Origin of the sequence: Bacillus sp. YC2 (assembly GCF_019891195.1) — a bacterium.
In the GTDB taxonomy this organism is placed as follows: Bacteria; Bacillota; Bacilli; order Bacillales; family Bacillaceae; genus Bacillus.
The window spans coordinates 110,179-133,168 of record NZ_JAHXDO010000008.1 but is presented as its reverse complement, the minus strand read 5'-3'; the positions used below and the strand labels follow the sequence as shown (position 1 = coordinate 133,168).

The following is a 22,990-nucleotide window of genomic DNA, read 5'->3' as shown; positions in this document are numbered from 1 at the left end:
ATATTAGGAGAATTTTTAAAGGTTTTTTGACAAAGAATTTTCTTTACCTTATGTAATTACACATATCTTTAAACAAAAAACCTCTGAACCAGGTTCAGAGGTTTTTGACATTATTTCGCTTCCAGCCTGCGGATTCTTTCGTCCAGGTCAGGGTGAGTAGAGAACAGGGACGAATGCTTTTTCCCGTTGATTTTTAACGTTTGCACCGCTGTCTGATCCTCTTCGTTCACACCGGCTGTATAAGATTTCAGTGTGCGCAGGGCGTGAATCATTTTATCCTTACCTGCAAGATCCGCTCCTCCGCGGTCAGCATGAAATTCTCTGTGGCGTGAGTACGCGAAGACGACAAGACTGCCGAGTATGGAAAAGATAATCTGAAACACAATCATCGCGATAAAGTGGACGATCGGCGCAAGATCTTCTTTTACAAATCGGCTTGCAATCCATGCCGCGATACGGGAAAGGAATACAACAAACGTATTGACGATCCCCTGCAACAGCGTCATCGTAACCATATCCCCGTTTGTTATGTGGGCGACCTCATGGGCAAGAACCCCTTCTACCGCAGCATCATCCATTTGCTGCAGAAGCCCCGAAGAAACCGCAACGAGCGAGCGCCGTTTAGATGGCCCGGTCGCAAAGGCATTGACTTCAGGAGAATTGTATATACCGACCTCAGGCATTTTCGTTAAACCTGCGGAACGAGACAGTCTGTGGACGCGGTCGACTAATTGCTGCTCCTCATAGCTGAGTGATTGTTTTTTCGGGTTTAACACCCTGACACCCATCATTGTTTTTGCCATCCATCTGGACATGGCAAGTGAAATAAAGGAACCGACAAAACCGACAACAAGGCTGAAGACGAGTAATGCCACGAGATCTACCCGGCCATTTTGTATATACGAGCCAACACCGGTGACGCTTGTAATGATCGTAAGCACAATCCCAATTGTCGTGATGACCAAAATATTCGTTAAAATAAACAGAAATATTCTTTTTGCCATAATAACCTCCGTCATTTTAAGATCAAAAGAACTTATTTAATTAAATTATATATGATCTGTTTGAAAATGCAACAATTACGACGTATGATGATAGTGTATTTCTCAGCGATTGAACAAAGTAAACACGTAATCAGAGGTGAACAATGAATACTTTTAAACTGACCCGAACTGACATGGTCCGGCTTCTTTATGCGTTACAAGGCCAAGGGGACACGAGCCCTCTCCAAATCTTAATAAAATCAGCAAAATCAGCAAATATGACGTTAGATGAAGCAGAGAACCACCTTTACATTCCTGATTTTCTCACAAGATTTGAACGAAAAAAAGAAAGGAGAGAATACGGGCTTTCAACAAACGAGATTGTTGAGCTCGGCAACTTGTGCGAGCTGACGTCTTTAAAATCAACGGCTGTCCAAAATTGGGTAAAACGCGATATTAAAGACTTAATCGGCCATCCCGAATTAGGAAAAAAATATTCAATCGAACAAGCTGTTATTCTTCTCATTGTACGTGATTTAAAATCAATTTATGACTTTGAACATATACGCGTCATATTAAAGATTGCGTTCAATACCATTACAGACCGGTCCGATGACATCATCAGCCCGATCAGCTACTATGAAAGCTGCGCCCAGGTGATCGATTATATTCATCACAAAGACAGCCCTCCGATGAAAGAGACAAGCCTTCAAGAGCTCGTTGAACAGCAGACGGACAAGCTGCGCGGCTGCTTTAAAGAGCTGGGAAGCGGACAATGGGAGAAAATTAAAGCCATTATCGCGGTTACGGTGCTCTCCGTTTTGACATTCCACATCCAGACTACCGCCTACAAAATGACACGCCATTTGTTATAAAAGATGCTTTCAGCCCCGGTCCTTTTACCGGGGTTTTTTAACGGCGTACAACAATTGCCAGCATAATGAGGACGATTCTGCCTGAAACTAAGACGCGTAAATAATCTTGCCAGAGAAAAGGAGATGAAAAAGATGGCGAGCAGAAATAAACTCGTTGTTCCAGGGGCTGAGCAGGCACTCGACCAATTTAAATACGAAGTGGCTCAAGAATTCGGCGTGAACCTTAGTTCTGATACAGCAGCACGCGCAAACGGCTCTGTGGGCGGGGAAATGACAAAACGGCTTGTGCAGCAGGCCCAATCACAATTAAACGGGAAAAATCAATAATACAGTTTATTCGCCGGGATTTCTCGGCGAATTTTGATGTTTATCAGCATTCTCCCTGCCGTGCCGGTACCCGTTCGGATTCCGGCGGTCTGACGCATCTTCATGCCGGTGATAGGATTCGCGGCGGTCATTGCGGTCCTGATTCCAGCGATGATTATAATACCTTTGTTGATGCCCTTTGTCATTTCCGTTTTCTTGAGGATCTTGTGTTGGGGTTTGCTCTGTTTCCCCATCTTGTTCCTTCTGTGTATTTTCCTCTGATCCGGAATTTACATTCGTGTCTTTTCCCTGATTGTCGTCCTGGCTTTTTGGACTTTGATTATTTGGGTCAGTCGTTTCATTGCTGTCCGGCTGCTCTGTTTTCAATTCTCCATCAGTATTTTTTTGATCGTCTGCTGCCGGTTTTTCCGCTGCCGGGTGCTCTGTTTGATCACTGTCTGTCTCGGTGTTCTGATGTTCGGTTTCATTGCTGTCCGTTTTCTTTTCGGGCTGGTCTTCTTCTGTTTTCTTTTCATTTCTTCTTATGTAGCTGCCTGTTGACATTCCTTCCTGTTTTGCTTTTTCTCTTGTTTCCATATCTGATTCAAGAGATTCCAGACGGTAGGTGTCTTGATATTTTTTCGTTACGTCAGCCAGCTGTTTTTTAACGCCTGTTTTATATGTATGATCATCTGAATTTTCATAAACCGTGGAAATTAAGATCTCTTTTGATTCCTTTACATATCCATGCTTGCTGCAATCGGTAATTATATCACTGATGACTTCCTTAAAATCATTGCTTTTCCAATCGCCGATATCATCGATAACCCGTTTGGCATCATCATTAAGCGGCGTCAGCTCAATAACCTCATATTTGCTGTTTAACGCCATTTCAATACTCGGATTAATGTCAAGCGTCATGTAGGCGTATGCTTTGTTATCAGAAAAAATCGGGAGCATAATTAAAATAAATAAGATCATAGCTGTCATTGTAAAAACTCCCAATTTGAGAGGGCGCAGTTTCAGAAAATCAAAAAAGCTGGCCCTTCTGCTCATACGCGTTTCGCCTGAAAACGTAATTTCCTCTCCGATTTCACAAGTATGGTGATCATTTTTTGTTTTTAAAAATTGTCCGTCAGGGGTTAGCAACGTGACGAATTTTTTATTTTTCTCTACAATGATCCCTCTTCTCATGAGTGCAACACCCCTTTAAGATAATCTTTTAAATAAATATAATCACCGGTAATAATAATGCTCATGGCAATGATATACTTTCTGTTCCGCTCGATCGTTTTTCTGCTGACCGACACAAGCTGCTCCAGCTGTTTGACCGGAAGCTGTTTTTTCTGGCGAAGAATGGCTGCCAATTCTTCATTTTCCACAAGCGTATAGGCAACCTTAATCGCATTCTGCCTCGCATCTGTATGCTTTGGCGATTGCTCAAGCAATTCTTTAAAAGACAATCCGTATTCTCTCAGCTGCTTTTGAAAAAAAAGGATTTCTTCCCGCCGCTGTTCCTGTTCAATTTGTTTGCGGTATTCATCGATGGAAAGCTCTGCCTCGATTAGGCTTTGGGAAGACTCCTGGTCATCGCCTTCTTGCACATCCATATTGATATGCTGAGCGGCTCTTGCTTCTTTTCTTATATAATCTATTACTTTTCTTTTTATAATCAGCTCTGCAAATGCAAGCAGCGAATTTCCTTTTTCAGGCGAATATTTTTCAATGGCTTCGTTAAACGCGATCAGTCCGATGCTGAATTCGTCGTCTTTTTCATCTATATATCGTTTACAAACGGATGAAACCGTCTTCGCGATAAAAGGCTTATATTGCTGTATTAAATCGTTCTGCAGATCTTTGTCGCCTTTTTGTATTTTTTCAACAGATGTTTCAAGCGTTTGCTTCTTTTTTCCCAATTTAAACAAAAGGCTAAGCACTGGTTTCACCTCAGTTCCTCCCTATAACTACTCATAATCATAGCTAATTTAGTAGGGATTCGCAAAGGAAGAAAAAGAGAAATCGATTTCTTTTGTCTCAATTATGACAAACTAATAAGACGTACTATACATGATTTCGTGCCCTTATTTAGAATTAAGGGGGTTTTCTGTACGTTTTTTGTAACAATGCTGTTATAAAATTGTTATCATATGTCTTGTTTGTAAGCGTTTCAACTATAAAAGGGAGTTCCGCTTTGAAAAAGCAGAACTCCCTTTTTGAACCCTTTTACGCGTGCTCTCTCCCAGCGGATTCTTCTTTATGCCTCTCCTCTTGCATTTTTTTTGATCCGGACATAAACCATCCGCCGGCCGCGATCGCCGCAAGAACCGTCCAAAAAACGACCTTCCATGCCGCCGAATGAATAAAGTGAGCGGAAACCATACCGATTTCCTCATGAGCAAGGGTGTATAAAGCGAGTTTTACACCTACCCAGCCCACAATAACAAATGCCGCCGTTTCCAAACTCGGGCGTGTTTTCAATAAAGAAACGAACATGGATGCCGCAAAACGCATAATAATCAAACCGATGATTCCGCCCGCTAAAATAACGATAAACTGGCCGCCGTCAAGTCCACCGATGGCTGGAAGCGATGTCTTAGGGAGCGTTACGGCAAGCGCGACCGCCGCTAATATCGAATCAACGGCAAAGGCGATGTCAGCCAGCTCCACTTTGAATACAGTCGCCCAAAACCCGCTTTCTTTCTGAACTCTCTGTTTGCCGTCATTTTTGTATACATAGCGCTTCAGCAAGTGGCTTACGGCAATGTAAAGCAAATACAAGGCCCCGATTGCCTGAACCTGCCATACATTAACGAGAAAAGAAATGGCGAATAATGAACCGAAACGTAAGATAAAAGCCCCTGCCAGTCCGTAAAACAATGCTTTCTTTCTTTGTTTCTCCGGGAGATGCTTCACCATCACCGCCATCACCAGCGCATTATCCGCCGCTAAAATCCCTTCCAGCCCGATTAAAACGAGAAGAACCCAGCCATACTCCAACAACAATGCAATATCCATTTTTACTCCTCCTCTTCTCCGTTTTCTATCATCCGAGCTTATACCGGCGGTTTTTTTATACAAAAAAGACCTTTGCCGATATAAGGCAAAGGTCTTGCTAGACATGAAATGATTAGCATGCCAACAAAGCCGATGGATATAGATCCATGAATTGACGACTTTGTTTCCGGAAAATCCGGACGCTACTCCCCTTTGGGATATCAAGAAAATATTGGTTTATACGCTCATCATAAAGGCTGTTTCTAAGTTTGTCAATGCTTAACTTTTTCATTAAATCGAGAATCCGCTTTGATCCCGTTTCTTCTTTTCATCAGCATATAAACGACAAAAAGCAATACAATGAAAATACCGAACGGCAGCATATATTGATCAAGGATTGAGCCGACGCTTTTCCAATTTTCCCCGAGCTTCATGCCTAAATAAACGTAAACGAAAGTAATCGGCAGCATGGCGATATATGTATAAAGAGAAAATACCCAGACATTCATCTTTGCAATTCCGCAAGGCAATGAAATCAATGTCCTTACACCGGGTAAAAAACGGCCGCCGAAAGCCACAAAACCGCCGTGCTTTTGAAAAAACTCGTCCGATTTTTGAAGAGATTCGGGCTTTATCCATATGTACTTCCCAAACTTAAGCAAAAACGGCCGGCCTCCCCATCTGCCGATCCAGTACAAGACAAGCGGGCCGGAAAGACCGCCGAGCGACCCGGCAAACACTGCGCCGGCAAACGTCATATCTCCTCTCGATACCCAATAGCCCGCAAGCGGAAGAACGATTTCCGCAGGGATGAATTCTATACTCAGCGCCAAAAAAATTCCGGCGTAGGATAAGCTCTTAAACGCCTCAATTATCGATAGGATAACATCTTCGATCAGTATCACTCCCCTTATGGGTTTTCTATTCCGAAACTTCAGAATGATTTTAACACAGATGCACCGGAAGAAACGATTACTTTTACTGAAATGTTTTAAAGGCATGCCGCTATAAATGAGAGTTATTTCAGATCGGCGCTGAGTGAAGAGGCGGCAACGGATATGCAAAAAAAACTTTCGGGTGAAAAAGGCTGTGATTTCCGCAAGGCTTCTGCTTCAGCAGGCCTTTGCGGCCAAAGGAAATCGAACAGCTGCTTAGTGAAACGCCGCACCACCCATAAGTTGCTACACATGGAACGAGGCTGTCTATCCACAATAAAAAACAAAAAGGAGTTTTTATTCATGCATACGATGTGGAAGGGATCGATCAGTTTCGGCCTCGTCAATATTCCGGTTAAGCTCTTTGCGGCCACTGAAGATAAAGATGTAAAATTCCGCAGTCTTCATAAAGAAGATCACGCGCCGATTAAATATGAAAAAATCTGCACCGGCTGCGAAAAAAGCCTCAGTCCGGACGAAATCGTCAAAGGATACGAATATGTAAAAGGAAAATACGTTATTTTGACTGATGAAGACTTAAAAGAAGTAAAACAGGAACACGAAGAAAAAGCGGTTGAAATCGTTGATTTTGTTCAATTAAAAGAGATCGACCCGATTTATTTTAACCGTTCTTATTATGTCGGTCCCGGAGACAACGGCACGAAAGCTTATACGCTTTTGCGGGAAGCGCTTAGAACGACCGGTAAAATCGGCATCGCCACCATTACGATCCGTTCAAAGCAGCAGCTTGCCATCCTCCGCGTGTATGAAAATTGCATTGTGATGGAATCTATTCATTACCCGGATGAAGTCAGAAGCGCAGGACATGTGCCAGGCGTCCCGGATCAAACGGATGTAAATGAAAAGGAATTGCAGACAGCCATCACTTTAATCGATGAGCTGACAACCGAATTTGACCCTGAACAGTACGAAGACACATACCGCAAAGCCCTTCTCGCCAAAATTAATGATAAGCTGGAGCATCAGGAAGCGGGTGTCACACCGGCTGCGGCAGGTCCGCGTGAGGACGTCATTGATCTCGTCAGCGCCCTTCAGGCAAGCATCGATCGAACAAAGCGGCCCAATCGCGAGAAAGCGGCGCCCGCTCAGCCGAAAGAAGCTGTACCTGCTGGCAGCGGGGGCAAAAAGCGGAAAACAACAAGACAAAAAGCCTCCGGAACGTCATAGTCATGGTGCTGACGATGCAGCCGATTTTGACCTCCTCACCGCCTGAGGGCAGTGAATGGCGCTACGAAGTGAAGTACGACGGGTTTCGCTGTCTGCTCCATGTGAACGCAAAAGAGGTTACATTAACAAGCAGAAACGGACAGCCGCTCACCAGCCAATTTCCGGAAATCACCCTTTTTGCGGCACAATGTTTTCAGCAGATGAAAGATAAGCTCCCCCTTACGCTCGACGGAGAGCTTGTCTATTTAATCAATCCGTACCGGGCAGACTTTGAGCGTATTCAAATCCGCGGGCGTTTAAAACGTGCGGAAGCGATTGAAAAAACGGCTGCTGAACGGCCGTGCCGCTTCCTTGCGTTTGATCTGCTGGAACTTGCGGGATCAAAATTGGCTTCTCTTCCATATTCGGAGCGGAAGCAAATGCTTTTTAATCTGCTGGCGGAAGCACAGCTCCCTGCGTCTCCTCATCACCTGGCAAAAGAAGCCATTCAATACATTCCCGAGCATGCTGGCTTTGACCCGCTCTGGAATACAGTTGTACGGCATGACGGAGAAGGAATTGTGGCGAAAAAAACAAACAGCAAATGGATCGAAAACAAACGGTCTCCTGACTGGCAGAAATATAAGCATATGAAAACGGCGCATGTTTTATTAACCGGTTTTAATCCGAAAAACGGCTATGTGACCGCATCGGTTTTAAAAGACGGTAAGGTCATTCCCGTTGCGTCAGTCTCCCATGGCATGCAGGATGAAGAAAAAAACGCCATTAGGACGATTATGGAGACCCACGGAAAAAAGCTGGAGACCGGCGAGTATACACTTGATCCTTCTATTTGTATGACCGTCCAATATTTAACCGTTTTGCAGGATACGCTGCGGGAGGTCTCCTTTGTTTCCTTTCAGTTCGACATGGATTGGACGGCTTGCACCTATAAGCAGCTTGTTCTTCACTCAAAAACGCTGCACCCAAAGCTGCAATTCACCAGCCTGGATAAAGTCATTTTTAAAAAACGCAAAAAGACAAAAGAAGATTTTATATGCTATATCGTTCAAATCAGCGATTTTCTTTTGCCTTTTCTGAAAGACCGGGCAGTCACAGTCATCCGTTATCCGCACGGAGCGCCCGGTGAATCCTTTTTTCAGAAAAACAAACCGGATTACACGCCTGACTTTATCTCATCCGTTTTTGCCGGAAGCCATGAACATATTGTGTGCAACGATATGTCAACGCTTTTATGGCTGGCCAATCAGCTGGCGCTGGAATTTCATGTTCCTTTTCAAACGATACACAGCGAAAGACCCTCAGAAATCGTAATTGATCTCGATCCGCCGTCACGAGATGATTTTCTTATGGCCGTGCAGGCGGCGCATGTGCTGAAGCAGCTGTTTGAGTCATTCGGCATCACGCCGTTTCCAAAGCTGTCCGGAAATAAAGGCATTCAGCTCTACATCCCGCTTTCTCCGGAGGCTTTCACTTATGATGATACCCGCCGGTTTACAATGCTCGTTGCTGATTATTGCGTCAGGACCTATCCTGATCTTTTTACGACAGAGCGTTTTATAAAAAATCGCAATGGAAGGCTGTATCTTGATTATTTACAGCATGCCGAAGGGAAAACGATTATTTCTCCCTACTCCACACGGGGCAATGAACTAGGAACCGTCGCCGCCCCTCTGTATTGGAACGAAGTAAACACATCGTTAACGCCTGATGATTATACGATTGACACAGTGATTGAACGTGTAAAAAAGCAAGGCGACCCGTTTTATGACTTTTACCGCCAGCCGCAGGACGAGCCTCTTTCAATGATGCTTGAGCAAATAAAGAAAAAGAGCTGATTTCTTCTGTCAGCTCTTTTCAGCTTGATATGTGCACATCAGCTTTTCTTTAGAAATCATTAAATAATAGGAATAAGGGATATTTTTGAGGGTGAATTGTTTTGTTGTAAAATATAAAATCGGAATATGCGCCACTTGCTTAAATACCCTGTAAAATCCGTTGGACGGCTTCATTACCTCAAACCCGAGCCTCGCCGCTCCTTTATGAAGCATTGTAATGCCGATGACGCCTTTAATCTCGTCTTTTCGTTTATGCTGATGAATATAATCCGCTAAATAAGGCATGGATTGATAAACCTTTTGGTATATCATAATGCCTCTTCTGACCGCACTTTCAATATGCTGCAGCTCTTTTAGGAGTTTGACATTATGAAGGTGGATCTTGACCAATATATCGTTCTTTTTAATCCGGGTTCCGTCGCTTAATACGACTTCTTTTCCTTTATACCTTGTTAAACGGACGCGAAACACATTGGACTGGTGTTTGTCAATCAGCGTCAGCCGGGTAAAAAAGAAATAAAGCGGATCAAGTACATACCAAATGGACAGCAGACAGCTCCTCACACGCTCACCTTCTTTATTGTTCAAAGCACCCTCATATTTTGGCATGAGGCGTGTCACATTATGATTGGTAAATAATGATGCTCCCCTTTTCCATCATATGCAAAAAGAACTGCCGGCTCTACATTCGCGCACAGAAAAAAACACTCTCAATATAGAGAGTGCCGGCTCGTTTTCAATGCCAGTTTCCCGCTTTGCGTTTAACGGAACAGCAAATGCTGGCTGTGAATACCCGCTTTTTTCAATAGGGCTATCAGCTGTTCTTGTTCATCAGGCATAAGTCCTGAAAACGCTCTCGCAATTCTCAATGAATGAATCGGATAAATTTTATCCAAATACTCGTTTCCTTTATCAGTTAAATGGGCATAAACAGACCGTTTGTCCTTCGGATCTTGTTCTCTGACTAAAAATCCGTTTCTCTCAAGCTTATCGATGACATAGGTGACATTCCCGCTGACAAGCAAAAGGCGCGACCCGATTTGCTGCAATTTTTGCGGGCCTCTCGTGTACAGAAGTTCCAGCACTGCAAATTCAGTCGGATTAAAGCCATGTTCTTTGCTGTCACGGATACTGTGTTCGGACACACTTTTGAAAGCCCTTGCAAAAACTTTGTACAAATTCATCGAACGCATAACTTCCTCTTCGTTAAACGATAATCTCATCATATCTACCTCGTATATAAGATTTTTATAAAAAAATAATGTAAACCCTTACAATTAATAAGAGTCGTTTCTGTTTTATATTCTATTCGTGCTGCTTTTCAGAATTCCTTCTTTTTTATATAAAAAATACCCTTATACATAAATTAATTTGTATAAGGGTTTCGTTCTCTATAGGGAATGTTTCGAAAAAAATATGCGTATTCCTTTCTTAGCTCCGTAATGGTCATCGAATTCAAGATCTCTTTCGTATAAACTCCGATCTGAAGCAATTTTTTTGAATAATGGCTTCTCTCTTTGTCCAATGCGTTCTGAAGCAAATGACTCATGGCGCCCTCCTTTGTTTTGCGTTATTCTGTTAATAGGATAACGTTTTTATATCAATGACGTATAAAGCATTTGTAAAGCTTCTGTAGATTATGATGTTTTTCGGTAAAGCCCGTTTTGTACGGATCGGAGCAATTGAAAAGCATGTTCTCCGGCAAGCTGCATGAACGTTTCCAGCATTTCATCCCGTTTCATATCCAGTTCAATAATCTCTTTTGCCAGCAAAACCGCTTTTTCTTCCTCCATGATATCCTTCCTCCTCATTGGTTCTGTACATCAAGCATAAAACGGGAGATGAGGCCGTGCATCAAACTTGTTAATTTTTCTGCCGTCCTTTTTCTAAAATCTTCTATTTCACGTTAGAAAACCTAACAAGCATCAGGTTTTTTCTCTTCTTTTTTTATATAATATGAGTAAAAGACATCCAGGGGTGGAAAAATGACGACAGACGAACAATCTTACAAAGACAAAAAAGTGATTTCGATCGGTATTGTAAGTGAATTAACCGGATTGTCAGTCAGACAGATCAGATATTATGAGGAACGGAAATTGATCTATCCGCAGCGCTCTTCACGGGGGACGAGAAAGTACTCTTTCGCAGACGTAGAACGGCTTATGGATATTGCGAACAAACGGGAAGACGGCGTCCAAACCGCGGAGATCTTAAAGGACATGCGCAAAAAAGAACAATCTCTGAAAAATGATCCGCAGGTCCGGAAGAAAATGCTCGAGGGACAGCTTAACGCCCACTTTAAGTATAAAAACCGCTAAATAAAAAAAGTCCGCCTCACAAAAGAGACGGACTTTTTTTACAGCGCATGAAGAAATGCCGTTGCGATTCCGAAATAAATTAATAAGGACAAAATATCATTAAGCGTCGTAATCAGCGGCCCGGAAGCAATCGCCGGATCAATGTTCAGTTTATGAAGAATAATAGGGACAATCGTTCCCGCCATCGTTCCAATAATTAAGGTCACGAGCAGAGACGAACCGACGACGAAACCGAGCGTTAAGTCCTTCTGCCAGACGGATGCGACGATCGTAATCGCTATCGAGCAGACGATTCCGATATAGATACCGGCTCTCAACTCACGGAAAATCAGCTTAAAAATGGTTTTTTTATTCATTTCTTCTTTAGCCAATCCTCTGATGACCACAGCGAGGGACTGTGTACCGGTGTTTCCGGTAGTTCCCGCGATCATCGGCATGAAAAATGCCAAGGCGACTACTTTTTGCAATGTGTCTTCAAAATAATTCAGAATGCTTCCGGAAATCAATCCGATAAACAAAAGCAAAATCAGCCACGGCAATCTGCGGTATGCCGCTACATAAGCTTTCGTATCAAACGTGATCGCTTTACCCGATGCGGCGAATTTTTCATAATCTTCATCGGCTTCTTTAATGACGACGTCGATAATATCATCGACGGTGACAATGCCGACCAGCACATTGTTTTCTTCGACGATGGGAATGGCTAAAAAGTCATACCGCTGAATAAGCCTGGCGACTTCTTCCTGATCTTGAAGCACTCCCGCTGAAATGACACGCGTAAACATGAGATCTTGGACTTTATCTTCCGGATCTCCGAGAATTAAATCCCTGTAGGAAAGAACCCCGACAAGCTGCTTGCTGTCATTAATGACGTATAAATAGTTTATCGATTCGGCGATTTCTGCGAAGCTTTTCAGCTTAACGACCGCATCATTTACAGTATAATGCTGCGGGATCCAGACAAAGCGGTTCGTCATCATACGGCCCGCTGATTCCTGCGGATAGTTCATCAGAAGCTGGACGGCCTTTGATTCCTCCGCCTCCATACTGGAGAGCAGCTGTTCTTTCAGTTCTTCATCCATCTCTTCCAGCAATGCGGCGAGATCATCGTTATCCATTTTGTTCATCGCGAGGGTGGCTTTCGTTTTACCGACTTTATGTAAAACGGCAAGCTGGAATTCCCGCTCTAATTCTCCGATCATGTCGGTAATATCATCAACCGTCAGGTACGACAGGTAGCGGGCCCGGTGTTTTTCCGGCATTTCTTTAAATAAAAACGCCATATCATAAGGCTGAAGTTCATCTATCATGCTGCGGAATTCTTTTATTTTTCCATCCCGCAATAAAATTATAATGCGTAATATGAGTTCGTCATAGGTCATGTTTTGAACCATCGGGACTCGTACCTCCTTTACGGAGACGCGCCGTCTGTCAAAGAAAGTGCGGCGGACTGTCTCCTCATCATGTCATCACTTGTTATCTGGCTGTATATGGGTACTTCTTCTGACATACTCGAATGGGGAGAATCCATACTCCGCACCTCCTTATCATGCTCAGTCATGTACATTTTGAGGCATAAAAAAAACCTTCTGAATTGAAGGCGAAAAGAAGCACGGCAAATAAACGTGCGCGGCCTTCAATCGTAGAGCTTTAGCACTGTATGGCATAGGATGACCATCCAGCTGCGTTAAAAATCACCTTATGTCGATGATTCCTGTTGACCCATTGGCGTCTTTGGACATTTTTGGGCAGCAGCGTATCTCCATACAGGAGCCTCACCTAACGAAGTTCCTATTTGAATTGACACACTGAGATTACAGAAAAAAAAGGGATGTGTCAACCATAAAATGCGTTATTTCAGCTATCGGTGACAAAATAAACGGAATAAAGGCTAAAACCCTTATTCCGGCAAATCGCTTTCATCTTCTTCTGAGAGCAAATGATACGATTCATGCAGCATTAACGCGTATTCCCCTTCTTTTGTCGGATGGGGAACGTATTCAGCCTGATTAATGTACTGCTCTTCTCTTTTTTTCATGTACAGACCTCCTTTTCACATTAGATTGTCCAAAAGAATGCCTGTTATCATAGGAAAGAAAAACCCCGCCCGAGGACGGGGTCAGGCCGCTATATTTTTCGGATCGTGAAAAATTTCCGCAAGAGCCAAGGCCCCGGATTGAAGCCGAGCGTCAATTGCCACGCTCCGATCGCCTGAAGGCCGAATTCCCGCACGAGAACCATTTTTTCACTCATGCTTCTTACGTCTTCAAACCACACTTCATGAGCTCTTCCCTGTTCATCCGTGTACCGGAAATACGGCGAGCGGTCTTGCTCCGAATAGTGTATCGCCGACTGGTGCTTCATCGCAGTTTCAACGGCGCGCTGATTGGATATGGCTGTTCCGATGGTGCCCGGTTTGTACGGAATGAGCCAATCATAGCCATACAGCGGAACACCGAGAATCACTTTTCTTCTCGGCACCCTGCTGATGGCAAAATTGATTGTTTCCCTGACCTCGGTCAAAGGCGCAACAGCTCCCGGCTCACTGCCCGCATGGTGCCAATCGTACGCCATAATAAACATGTAATCGACGACAGCACCGATTCCGCCGTAATCATACCCGCGAAGCCAAGGCACCCCTTCACTTGTTTTAGCCGGAACCGATATGGTTAAGGCAAGCTGATGCTGGGAAAGCCGGTTTTTTAATTCACGGAGAAAGCCTGTGAAAAGATCACGATCGGCTTCACTGATCCGTTCAAAATCAATGTTTACGCCGCCATACCCCTTTCTTGTGGTCAAACTCACGATATTGTTGACGAGGTTCGCCCGGGCTGACGGATTTTGCAGCACTTGATGGGCAAGGTCAGAACTGAACCCCCCGCCCGTCAGATTCGTAATGACGGCAAGCGGCCGCACTCTGTTTTTCCACGTGGTTTCAATCGCTGTTTTGTCATTTAAGTCATTCAGAAGATCCCCATTTGGGCCAAAATGATATTCAAACAGCGATATGGCTGATGAATAGGGTGCATAATCGTTGATTAACGCTCTGTCTGCTTCAGGTGTCCGAATGACATAAAATTGCAGAGTGCCGGCAAGGTAGTTTGAGATGTCAGGTATCCTCACCTTCATTCCCGCCTGTAAACGGTTTGGCAAAATCGCGGGATTGGCCTGCATCAGCTGCATTTGCGAAACATAAGACTTTCTCGCGATGACGGCATACGTATCATTCGGCTGAACCGTATATTCATAAAGAGGAATAAGCAGCGCTTGCCCCGGAACAATATTCGTTTCCTCAAGCCCGTTGACGCTTCTGATCCGGTCAACAGGAAATCCGTATCTCCTGCTTATTGAAAATAACGTGTCGCCAGACTGCACTGTATGAACAAACATAGGAGTCCTCCATTTCCTTTTTGTAAAAAAAGGCGCGCGATAAACCCTCTTCCTATCTTTATGAATGACAGTCCGGCCCGATTCCTCTCTTCAACCGGGAAAAGCTGTTTACAAATCAGAATTGATCAACTATGATGATGTCATCATAAAAAACTGTATAGGAAACGCACTAGGGGTGCTGTAATGGCTGAGATAAAACATGCTGCGGCGTGTTTTGATCCCTCATAACCCGATCTGGATAATACCAGCGTGGGGAAGTGCAGATTGACCGAAGCGCGGTTTATTTTCCATGCGTTTTCGTTCTGTTGCTGCATATTCCCTTGGATATGCAGTTTTTTATTTTCATTTAAAAACGGGAGGGAAACGAAAATGATGAAGCCGAATGGCCATTTCCTGTAACGAAGTCAGTATTCAATAGCAGCCGATAATCCAACAGACAAGAAAGCAGGAGATTAAATATGAAGAACTGGAAAATGAGAGAAATTGTTGTCATGTCAGTCATCAGTGTTGTATTCGCCGTCATCTATTTATTGTCTACTCACTTAAGCAATATAGCGGCCGGTTTTTTCGGCCGGATGAGCTATGAACCGATTTACGGCATTTGGTTTATCGTATCGGTTATTGCTGCATACATCATTCAAAAACCCGGAGCGGCGCTTATTTCTGAAATCATTGCCGCATTTGTGGAGTGCCTTCTCGGAAATCCGTCAGGCCCGATGGTCATTCTGATAGGAATTGCGCAGGGGCTGGGAGCGGAAGCCGTCTTTTTAGCCACACGCTGGCGGGTCTATTCCCTGCCTGTTTTGCTGTTGGCGGGGATGGGTTCTTCTGTGACAAGCTTTATTTATGATTTGTTTGTTTCCGGCTACTCTGTTTTGAATCCGGGTTTATTGGCAGTTATGCTGATCATCCGTCTTGCTTCCGGTGCGATTCTTGCCGGGCTTCTCGGAAAAGTGATCAGCGACTCGCTTGCCTATACGGGCGTGCTGAACGGAATGGCGCTCGGAAAGGCATTCAAAAAGAAAAAGAAACAGGTGACCCAAGATGCAGGCATCTGATCCGCTTCTCACGGTTGACCGTCTGACATTTTCTTATGAAGAGGATGAAAAACCGATTATTCAAGACGTATCATTTCAGATAAAAAAAGGAGAACGTGCCTTATTGCTCGGTCCGAGCGGGTGCGGCAAAAGCTCGCTTGCCCTTTGCTTAAACGGCCTTTATCCGGAAGCGTGCGACGCGGTTCAAATAGGCCGTGTTGCCTTATACGGGACACCCCTCTCAGATCTGTCAGAGCCTGCCGCCAAATCAATCGGCGCGGTGTTTCAAGATCCGGATCAGCAATTTTGCATGCTGACGGTTGAGGATGAAATCGCCTTCGGGCTGGAAAATCTGCAATATGCAAAAGAAGACATGGACAGGATCATTGATGATGTGCTGGAAAAATTCGAAATTCCCCACTTGAAGAAGCGGACAATCGCTTCCCTGTCAGGCGGGTTAAAGCAAAAAGTCGCGCTCGCTTGTATTATCGCAATGGAGCCTGAACTTATTATTTTGGATGAACCGACAGCTCAGCTTGATCCTTATTCTGCGCGTGAATTCGTACAGCTGATCAGGGAACTCCAAAAGAAAAAAGGCTTCGGCCTTCTCGTTATTGAACATCAGCTCGATCATTGGGCGCCGTGGATGGACAGAACGATTGTGCTTGACGAATCGGGGCGGAAAGTGATGGACGGGCTGACAAAAGACATCTTTCAATTTCAGCTTGATGAGCTGACGCAGCTCGGAATAACCATTCCGCGCGTCATTACTTTGCAGAAGCATCTTCATCTCCCTTTTACTTTGTGCAAAGAAACCCTTTTTAACGAGCCGTTCCCTCCCTTTTCGGATAACGGCGGGATCAAGCCTTCTTCAGAAGATGCGCTCCGCGTTCATGATCTGTCATTTAAAAGAGGATCGAAACCGATTTTTCAGAACCTGGGCTTTTCCGTGAAAAAAGGCTCAATCACTGCGATTGCCGGGCCTAACGGCACCGGAAAGTCCACGCTTCTCTCAGTGCTTGCCCGGCTGAATCGGCCGGAGAGCGGACTGATTGAAATAGACGGGAGACCGGTTGATTCCTATTCTGAAAAAGAGCTGCGGCGCCACATGGGATTTGTATTCCAAAATCCTGAGCACCAGTTTGTCACTGACACAGTCATGGATGAACTGCTATTCGGCTTTGAACGTCATAAAGCAGTGAAGGAGAAAGCCCTTCAGCTGTTAACCCGGTTCGGACTCCGGCGCTATGTCTCGTATCATCCGTTTTCGTTAAGCCAAGGACAGAAACGCAGGCTCAGCGTTGCGACAATGCTGATGCACGATGTAAAAATGCTGCTGCTTGATGAGCCGACATTCGGCCAAGACGCAAAAACGGCGCGTGAATGTATGCAAATGCTTCAAGAGATTCAGGCAGAAGGAACGGCGGTTCTAATGGTGACACACGATATGGAGCTTGTCTCCGACTATGCCGACAGCATCCTTGTGCTTCATGATACGAACCTGGTTTACTATGGGTCACCTGACTTTCTGTTTTCTGAACGGCACGAGCTCGTTGAACAGGCAAAGCTGGCTTTGCCGCTGAAGTATGAATGGATGAGACAAGATGGGGGGCAGAGACATGAATCACCGGCTGCAAGCTGTTAACCCGACGATAAAAGCGGCGGCTGTCCTTTGCTGTGTCGTGATGCTGTCGTTTATTTATAATCCATATACGCCCGCTTTGTTTTACATTATCATCGTGGCAGGTGTCATAACGGCAGGCCGGATTCCGCTGAAAAAATGGCTTCTGTTTACGGTTCCGTTTTTCATTCTTGCCTTCGGCTGCTTATGGACAGCGGCCGTTTTCGGAAACGTCCCGACAACTGCCGGCAACCTGCTGTTCCGGCTGGGTCCTATTTCCGTCAACAGTGACAACGCGGCGCTCGGCATTTCGATCGGTTTTCGCATTTTATGTTTTTCTGCTTTGTCGATGATGTTTATTTTCACAACCGATCCGATTCTGTTTATGCTGAGTCTCATTCAGCAGTGCAAGCTGCCGCCGAAGCTTGCGTACGGCATTATCGCCGGATTTCGGTTTCTTCCTCTTCTGAAAGACGAGATCCGGATCATCAGGCAGGCGCACAGAATCAGAGGCGCTGTGACTGAATCCGGCCTGAAAGGAAAGCTGTCCGCTTTTACACGCTATACCATTCCGCTTTTGGCAGGTGCGATCCGGAAAGCAGAACGCACAGCCATCGCAATGGAATCAAAAGGTTTTACAGGCAGCCGAAACCGTACGTTTTACAGGACCGTGACTGTGCGGGGCGGCGACTGGTTCTTTTTCCTGCTCGTCCTTTTATTATTTGGCGCAAGTTATACTGTCTCTTTATTCTTTTTATAAAAACAGGCTGCCGGAGACGATTCGGCAGCCTGTTTTTGTTATGTACGCTTCTGTCACTGATTATAATTAAGCGCTTGAGCCAAGTTTGACTTAATCGTGATATTTGAGAAATTAATACCGAGCTGAACGGCCGTTTGGGCGATTTCCGGCCTGATTCCGGATAAGGTCGATTTGACTCCGATCAAATTAAGCGCCTCAATCAATTTAAAGATTTGGTGCGCCACCATCGTATCCACGACCACCACGCCCGACAAGTCGATTAACAAATGCTCGACACGCCTGTCTGCACAGGTGCTCAACGTGTTTTCAAGAATAAATTTAGCCCGCTCAGTGTCGATATCGCCGACAAGGGGCAAAAGGGCCGTGCGTTTGCTGAGTGTGATGACCGGCGAGCTTAATTCTAATATCATTTCCCGCTGCGCGTTCAGCTGCATTTTCGAATTATGCTCGGCATGATCAACAAACGTATAAATGGTAAAATCAAATACTTGAACGATTAAATCCTCCCATTTCTTCCTTTCTCCCCGTGCAAACAAAGACTCGTGAGAATCGGCAAACGCATCGTAATAGCTTTTGTACAGCGTCCGGTTTCTCATAAATTCACGGACCACATATTGAACGGGTGTGTCTAAATGCTTCTGGTCCTTCGCAAGCTCGATCACCCACCGTTCGAACTCTTCCAAAAATTCCTTTTCCGGTTTGATATACATGTTATTAATATGCCGGTAAAATTCTTTATCCTGCTCAAGCAGTTCTTCTGTCATAACCGGATTCGTCAAGGAATAGATCGAATTGGGGTCTGTTTCTTCCATTGTGTCGATCCAATCTTTTGCAATTTGATCAACCTGTCCTGAAAAATATTCGTATAATGCTTCATTTAGTTTCATACCTCTTCTCCTTTCCCATTTCCAATTATAGCGTCAGCGGGTGCCGATTCACAGTGAAAGCTGTTAATCTATCCATTTATTTGAAAATAATTAGTGCAATGGTTTGCGCCTGATTTGTCAAAATGCTTCAAATGACTCTTTCCAAGCAGCGGTCCCTGCCATAAAATAGTAGCAACACCCTTGTATCCACTTGCAAACATAAAAAAGGAGGGCTTTTTTATGAATGGTGAAATGCGCTTGATCCCGTATGTCACGAATGAGCAGATGATGGATGTGAACGAGCTTCCTGAGGGTATTAAAGTGATTAAGGCGCCAGAATTGTGGGCAAAAGGGTTTAAAGGCAAAGATATTAAAATCGCGGTTCTTGATACAGGCTGCGACACGAACCACCCCGATTTAAAAGATCGGATTATCGGCGGTAAAAATTTTACAGATGATGACGGAGGCAAAGAGGATGCGATTTCCGATTATAACGGACACGGCACCCATGTTTCCGGAACGATTGCTGCTAATGATGCAAACGGCGGAATTTCCGGGGTTGCGCCAGAGGCAAGCCTGTTAATCGTCAAGGTGCTCGGCGGTCAAAACGGCAGCGGAAAATATGAATGGATTATTAACGGCATTAATTATGCGGTTGAACAAAAGGCTGATATTATTTCCATGTCACTCGGCGGACCGAGCGATGTGCCGGAGCTGAAAGAAGCCGTCACAAATGCCGTGAAAAACGGCGTACTGGTCGTCTGCGCAGCAGGAAATGAAGGTGACGGAGACGAGCGGACAGAAGAGCTTTCTTATCCCGCTGCTTACAACGAAGTCATTGCAGTCGGATCGGTTTCCGTAGCTCGAGAATCGTCTGAATTTTCAAACGCAAATAAAGAAATTGACCTTGTCGCTCCAGGAGAAAATATTCTCTCCACCCTCCCTAATCATAAATACGGAAAGCTGACGGGCACTTCAATGGCAGCCCCGCATGTGAGCGGAGCGCTCGCCTTGATTAAAGGGCTTGAACAAGATGCTTTTCAGCGAACGCTGTCTGAGGCTGAAGTTTATGCCCAGCTTGTACGCCGGACGCTTCCGCTTAATATTGCCAAAACATTAGCGGGGAACGGATTTATTTATTTAGACGCGCCTGACGTGCTGATGGAAAAAGCCGAACAGTCACAGCTGCTGTCTCTATAATATTTTTTTCATATAATGTTATCTTCATTTGTCAGATATTCAGTTTTTAAAATATGAGATTTTCTATTGACAGCGATCTTCATAAGCTGTTAAGATAACCAACAAATGATGTAACTTTTCAAAAAAATTAAAATAATTTCTCTTATCGAGAGTTGGGCGAGGGATTGGCCTTTTGACCCCAACAGCAACCGACCGTAATACCATTGTGAAATGGGGCGCGTGATTTTTGCGCCGAGACGATTGTCTCTTAAGGCACGGTGCTAATTCCATCAGACGTGATCTGAGAGATAAGAGAGGCTGACTTTTGATGTTAAAGCCTCTTTCTCTCATGAGAAAGAGGCTTTTTTGTTACATCTCACTAAAGGAGGAGACATAATGACAACAATTAAAACTTCGAATCTGGGCTTTCCGAGAATCGGCTTGAACAGAGAATGGAAAAAAGCGCTTGAGGCGTATTGGAAAGGAAATACCGACAAAGAAACATTCCTTAAGGAACTTGACGGATTATTTTTATCCGCGGTCAAAACACAGCTTGATCAGCATATCGATATTGTGCCGGTGTCTGATTTCACCCATTATGACCACGTACTTGATACAGCCGTCAGCTTTAACTGGATTCCGAAAAGGTTCCGCAGCATTACCGATCCCGTTGATACATATTTCGCCATTGCCCGCGGCGCAAAAGATGCCGTTTCTAGTGAAATGACAAAATGGTTTAATACCAACTACCATTACATCGTTCCTGAATATGACGAAAGCCTGGAATTCCGCTTAACAAGAAACAAGCAGCTTGACGATTACCGCCGGATCAAAGAAGAATTCGGAGCGGAAACAAAACCTGTTATCGTCGGCCCGTTCACATTTGTCACGCTTGCCAAAGGCTATGAACAATCAGAAGCGAAAGCCATTCAAAAACGCCTCGTCCCTCTTTACGTCCAGCTTTTGAAAGAGCTTGAAGCAGAAGGCGTCAAATGGGTTCAAATTGATGAGCCTGCGCTCGTGACAGCTTCTTCTGAGGATGTCCGCGCCGCAAAAGAACTCTATGAAGAAATCACAAAAGAGCTGTCAGGCTTGAATGTTCTTTTACAAACGTATTTTGATTCCGTTGATGCTTACGAAGAACTGATTTCTTATCCGGTACAAGGCATCGGGCTTGATTTCGTGCATGATAAAGGCAGAAACCTTGAACAGCTGAAATCGCACGGCTTCCCGAAAGATAAAGTGCTGGCAGCAGGTGTGATCGACGGACGCAACATTTGGAAGATCGATGCTGAGGAACGCCTTGATGCGGTTTTAGACATTCTCGAGCACGCAGATATTGAAGAGTTGTGGATTCAGCCTTCCAGCAGTCTGCTGCACGTCCCGGTAGCGAAACATCCTGACGAGCACCTGGAAAAGGATTTGCTGAACGGACTGTCATACGCAAAAGAAAAATTAGCTGAACTTGATGTCTTGAAGAAAGGGCTTCTGTCCGGAAAAGCCGCGATCAGCGAACAGATTGAGCAATCCAAAGCCGCTCTGGATGCTTTGAAAACTTTCGCTACAGGAGCAAACTCCGATCAAAAAGATGAGCTTAATCAATTGACAGAACGAGATTTTTCCCGTCCTGTGCCGTTTGAAGAGCGTCTCGCACTTCAGAATGAATCGCTCGGCCTTCCCCTTCTGCCGACGACGACGATCGGGAGCTTCCCGCAGTCTGCTGAAGTGCGCAGCGCACGTCAAAAATGGCGGAAAAAAGAGTGGACTGATGAACAGTACCAAGCATTTATTAATGCAGAAACAAAACGCTGGATTGACATCCAGGAAGAAATCGGCCTCGACGTACTCGTTCACGGAGAATTCGAACGGACGGACATGGTTGAATATTTCGGTGAAAAACTCGCCGGTTTCGCCTTTACAAAATATGCTTGGGTGCAATCTTACGGTTCACGCTGCGTCCGTCCGCCGGTCATTTTCGGAGATGTCGAATTTATCGAACCGATGACTGTAAAGGATACGGTTTACGCCCAATCGCTGACAGAAAAACATCTGAAAGGCATGCTGACGGGCCCTGTTACCATTTTAAACTGGTCATTCCCGCGTGTGGATATTTCCAGAAAAGAAATCGCCTTCCAAATCGGCCTCGCCCTCAGAAAAGAAGTAAAAGCGCTTGAGGATGCCGGCATTCAGATTATCCAAGTGGATGAACCTGCGCTTCGGGAAGGGCTTCCGTTAAAAACGCAGGATTGGGATGAATATTTAACATGGGCTGCAGAAGCATTCAGATTAACGACGTCTTCTGTGAAAAATGAAACGCAAATCCATACACATATGTGTTACAGCAACTTTGAAGATATCGTTGATACGATTAATGACCTTGACGCAGATGTAATTACGATCGAACACAGCAGAAGCCATGGAGGATTTTTAGAATACTTAAAAGAACACCCTTACGTAAAAGGCCTCGGGCTCGGCGTATATGATATTCACAGCCCGCGTGTTCCGGCTACTGAAGAAATCTATCAAATTATCGATGACGCGCTTGCAGTGTGTCCGACTGACCGTTTCTGGGTGAACCCGGACTGCGGGCTTAAAACAAGACAGCAGGAAGAAACCGTTGCAGCTTTAAAAAATATGGTGGATGCGGCGAAGCAGGCCAGAAAGAAGCAAGCTCAGCTTGTATGACGAAAAAAACCATCC

Annotated in this window: 23 protein-coding genes and 3 riboswitches; of the genes, 10 read left to right on the top strand and 13 right to left on the bottom strand. The window is 44.7% G+C overall.

All coding sequences use genetic code 11. From position 1 onward, the window contains the following. Positions 1 to 110: 110 nt before the first annotated feature. Positions 111 to 1,004, bottom strand: coding sequence for a protease HtpX (gene htpX, locus KY305_RS14200; RefSeq protein WP_223063084.1), 894 nt, complete (start codon positions 1,002 to 1,004; stop codon positions 111 to 113). Positions 1,005 to 1,147: 143 nt separating this feature from the next. Here htpX and KY305_RS14195 point away from each other — a divergent pair, with 143 nt between their 5' ends. Together KY305_RS14195 and KY305_RS14190 are read left to right on the top strand one after the other, a co-directional pair. After that, positions 1,148 to 1,858, top strand: coding sequence for a DUF1836 domain-containing protein (locus KY305_RS14195; protein ID WP_223063083.1), 711 nt, complete (start codon positions 1,148 to 1,150; stop codon positions 1,856 to 1,858). A gap of 132 nt (positions 1,859 to 1,990) precedes the next feature. Then, positions 1,991 to 2,185: an alpha/beta-type small acid-soluble spore protein gene (locus KY305_RS14190; RefSeq protein ID WP_214799753.1), complete on the top strand. Its 195-nt coding sequence runs from the start codon at positions 1,991 to 1,993 to the stop codon at positions 2,183 to 2,185. Between the two features lie 6 nt (positions 2,186 to 2,191). Here the strand turns inward: KY305_RS14190 and KY305_RS14185 are convergent, their stop codons facing one another. From KY305_RS14185 to KY305_RS14170, 4 genes are all read right to left on the bottom strand, one after another. Further along, entirely contained in the window at positions 2,192 to 3,358 is a 1,167-nt protein-coding gene (locus KY305_RS14185; RefSeq protein ID WP_223063082.1) for an anti-sigma-I factor RsgI family protein, read from the bottom strand. Beyond that, positions 3,355 to 4,110, bottom strand: a complete 756-nt coding sequence (gene sigI, locus KY305_RS14180; RefSeq protein ID WP_223063081.1) for an RNA polymerase sigma factor SigI — start codon at positions 4,108 to 4,110, stop codon at positions 3,355 to 3,357. Before sigI ends, KY305_RS14185 begins: the two co-directional genes overlap by 4 nt. Positions 4,111 to 4,387: 277 nt before the next feature. Then, positions 4,388 to 5,179 (bottom strand): TerC family protein, encoded by a 792-nt coding sequence (locus KY305_RS14175; protein WP_483862206.1) that lies wholly within the window; start codon positions 5,177 to 5,179, stop codon positions 4,388 to 4,390. 251 nt (positions 5,180 to 5,430) lie between these two features. Continuing rightward, a complete protein-coding gene (locus tag KY305_RS14170; protein WP_396021529.1) occupies positions 5,431 to 6,063 on the bottom strand; it encodes a DedA family protein in 633 nt (210 codons plus the stop codon). A 333-nt stretch (positions 6,064 to 6,396) separates the two neighbouring features. On the opposite strand from KY305_RS14170, the gene ku reads away from it, so the two are divergent. Together ku and KY305_RS14160 are read left to right on the top strand one after the other, a co-directional pair. Next, positions 6,397 to 7,281, top strand: coding sequence for a non-homologous end joining protein Ku (gene ku, locus KY305_RS14165; protein ID WP_483862205.1), 885 nt, complete (start codon positions 6,397 to 6,399; stop codon positions 7,279 to 7,281). 2 nt (positions 7,282 to 7,283) lie between these two features. Further along, on the top strand, positions 7,284 to 9,119 hold the full coding sequence (locus KY305_RS14160; RefSeq protein ID WP_223063078.1) for a DNA ligase D: 1,836 nt from the start codon (positions 7,284 to 7,286) through the stop codon (positions 9,117 to 9,119). A 9-nt stretch (positions 9,120 to 9,128) separates the two neighbouring features. Here the strand turns inward: KY305_RS14160 and KY305_RS14155 are convergent, their stop codons facing one another. From KY305_RS14155 to KY305_RS14140, 4 genes are all read right to left on the bottom strand, one after another. After that, the gene (locus KY305_RS14155; protein ID WP_223063116.1) at positions 9,129 to 9,683 is read right to left on the bottom strand and encodes a YkoP family protein; all 555 of its coding nucleotides are present in this window, start codon (positions 9,681 to 9,683) and stop codon (positions 9,129 to 9,131) included. A 197-nt stretch (positions 9,684 to 9,880) separates the two neighbouring features. Then, positions 9,881 to 10,345, bottom strand: coding sequence for a MarR family winged helix-turn-helix transcriptional regulator (locus tag KY305_RS14150; protein ID WP_156476255.1), 465 nt, complete (start codon positions 10,343 to 10,345; stop codon positions 9,881 to 9,883). A gap of 140 nt (positions 10,346 to 10,485) precedes the next feature. Beyond that, positions 10,486 to 10,668 carry a stress protein gene (locus KY305_RS14145; protein WP_223063077.1) on the bottom strand — a complete coding sequence of 61 codons (183 nt, stop codon included), beginning with the start codon at positions 10,666 to 10,668 and terminating at the stop codon, positions 10,486 to 10,488. An 88-nt stretch (positions 10,669 to 10,756) separates the two neighbouring features. Next, entirely contained in the window at positions 10,757 to 10,912 is a 156-nt protein-coding gene (locus tag KY305_RS14140; protein ID WP_156476762.1) for a hypothetical protein, read from the bottom strand. Positions 10,913 to 11,104: 192 nt separating this feature from the next. On the opposite strand from KY305_RS14140, the gene KY305_RS14135 reads away from it, so the two are divergent. Continuing rightward, positions 11,105 to 11,437, top strand: coding sequence for a MerR family transcriptional regulator (locus KY305_RS14135; RefSeq protein ID WP_223063076.1), 333 nt, complete (start codon positions 11,105 to 11,107; stop codon positions 11,435 to 11,437). Between the two features lie 38 nt (positions 11,438 to 11,475). On the opposite strand, the gene mgtE is transcribed toward KY305_RS14135, so the two are convergent. The 3 genes from mgtE to KY305_RS14120 form a co-directional block, all read right to left on the bottom strand. Continuing rightward, the gene (gene mgtE / locus KY305_RS14130) at positions 11,476 to 12,831 is read right to left on the bottom strand and encodes a magnesium transporter (RefSeq protein ID WP_214799771.1); all 1,356 of its coding nucleotides are present in this window, start codon (positions 12,829 to 12,831) and stop codon (positions 11,476 to 11,478) included. 234 nt (positions 12,832 to 13,065) lie between these two features. Further along, positions 13,066 to 13,231: riboswitch (M-box (ykoK) riboswitch) on the bottom strand. 106 nt (positions 13,232 to 13,337) lie between these two features. Further along, positions 13,338 to 13,475: a transcriptional regulator SplA domain-containing protein gene (locus tag KY305_RS14125; protein WP_156476266.1), complete on the bottom strand. Its 138-nt coding sequence runs from the start codon at positions 13,473 to 13,475 to the stop codon at positions 13,338 to 13,340. 89 nt (positions 13,476 to 13,564) lie between these two features. Next, positions 13,565 to 14,827 (bottom strand): glycoside hydrolase family 18 protein, encoded by a 1,263-nt coding sequence (locus tag KY305_RS14120; protein WP_223063075.1) that lies wholly within the window; start codon positions 14,825 to 14,827, stop codon positions 13,565 to 13,567. Between the two features lie 161 nt (positions 14,828 to 14,988). After that, positions 14,989 to 15,100, top strand: a riboswitch (TPP riboswitch). Positions 15,101 to 15,285: 185 nt separating this feature from the next. Here KY305_RS14120 and KY305_RS14115 point away from each other — a divergent pair. The 3 genes from KY305_RS14115 to KY305_RS14105 are packed head-to-tail and all read left to right on the top strand — an operon-like array spanning position 15,286 to position 18,245. Then, positions 15,286 to 15,885 carry an ECF transporter S component gene (locus tag KY305_RS14115; RefSeq protein ID WP_223063074.1) on the top strand — a complete coding sequence of 200 codons (600 nt, stop codon included), beginning with the start codon at positions 15,286 to 15,288 and terminating at the stop codon, positions 15,883 to 15,885. Beyond that, positions 15,872 to 17,509 carry an ABC transporter ATP-binding protein gene (locus tag KY305_RS14110; protein WP_223063073.1) on the top strand — a complete coding sequence of 546 codons (1,638 nt, stop codon included), beginning with the start codon at positions 15,872 to 15,874 and terminating at the stop codon, positions 17,507 to 17,509. The genes KY305_RS14115 and KY305_RS14110 overlap by 14 nt, the downstream gene beginning before the upstream one ends. Beyond that, positions 17,484 to 18,245, top strand: a complete 762-nt coding sequence (locus KY305_RS14105) for an energy-coupling factor transporter transmembrane component T family protein (RefSeq protein ID WP_223063072.1) — start codon at positions 17,484 to 17,486, stop codon at positions 18,243 to 18,245. The genes KY305_RS14110 and KY305_RS14105 overlap by 26 nt, the downstream gene beginning before the upstream one ends. Before the next feature lie 53 nt (positions 18,246 to 18,298). On the opposite strand, the gene KY305_RS14100 is transcribed toward KY305_RS14105, so the two are convergent. Beyond that, positions 18,299 to 19,132: an STAS domain-containing protein gene (locus KY305_RS14100; RefSeq protein ID WP_223063071.1), complete on the bottom strand. Its 834-nt coding sequence runs from the start codon at positions 19,130 to 19,132 to the stop codon at positions 18,299 to 18,301. A 219-nt stretch (positions 19,133 to 19,351) separates the two neighbouring features. On the opposite strand from KY305_RS14100, the gene KY305_RS14095 reads away from it, so the two are divergent. Both KY305_RS14095 and metE read left to right on the top strand, forming a co-directional pair. Further along, the gene (locus KY305_RS14095; protein WP_223063070.1) at positions 19,352 to 20,311 is read left to right on the top strand and encodes a S8 family peptidase; all 960 of its coding nucleotides are present in this window, start codon (positions 19,352 to 19,354) and stop codon (positions 20,309 to 20,311) included. Positions 20,312 to 20,450: 139 nt separating this feature from the next. Then, positions 20,451 to 20,605, top strand: a riboswitch (SAM riboswitch). 81 nt (positions 20,606 to 20,686) lie between these two features. Further along, complete coding sequence (gene metE / locus KY305_RS14090; RefSeq protein WP_223063069.1) at positions 20,687 to 22,975, top strand: 5-methyltetrahydropteroyltriglutamate--homocysteine S-methyltransferase; 2,289 nt, start codon at positions 20,687 to 20,689, stop codon at positions 22,973 to 22,975. The last annotated feature ends 15 nt before the right edge of the window (positions 22,976 to 22,990 follow it).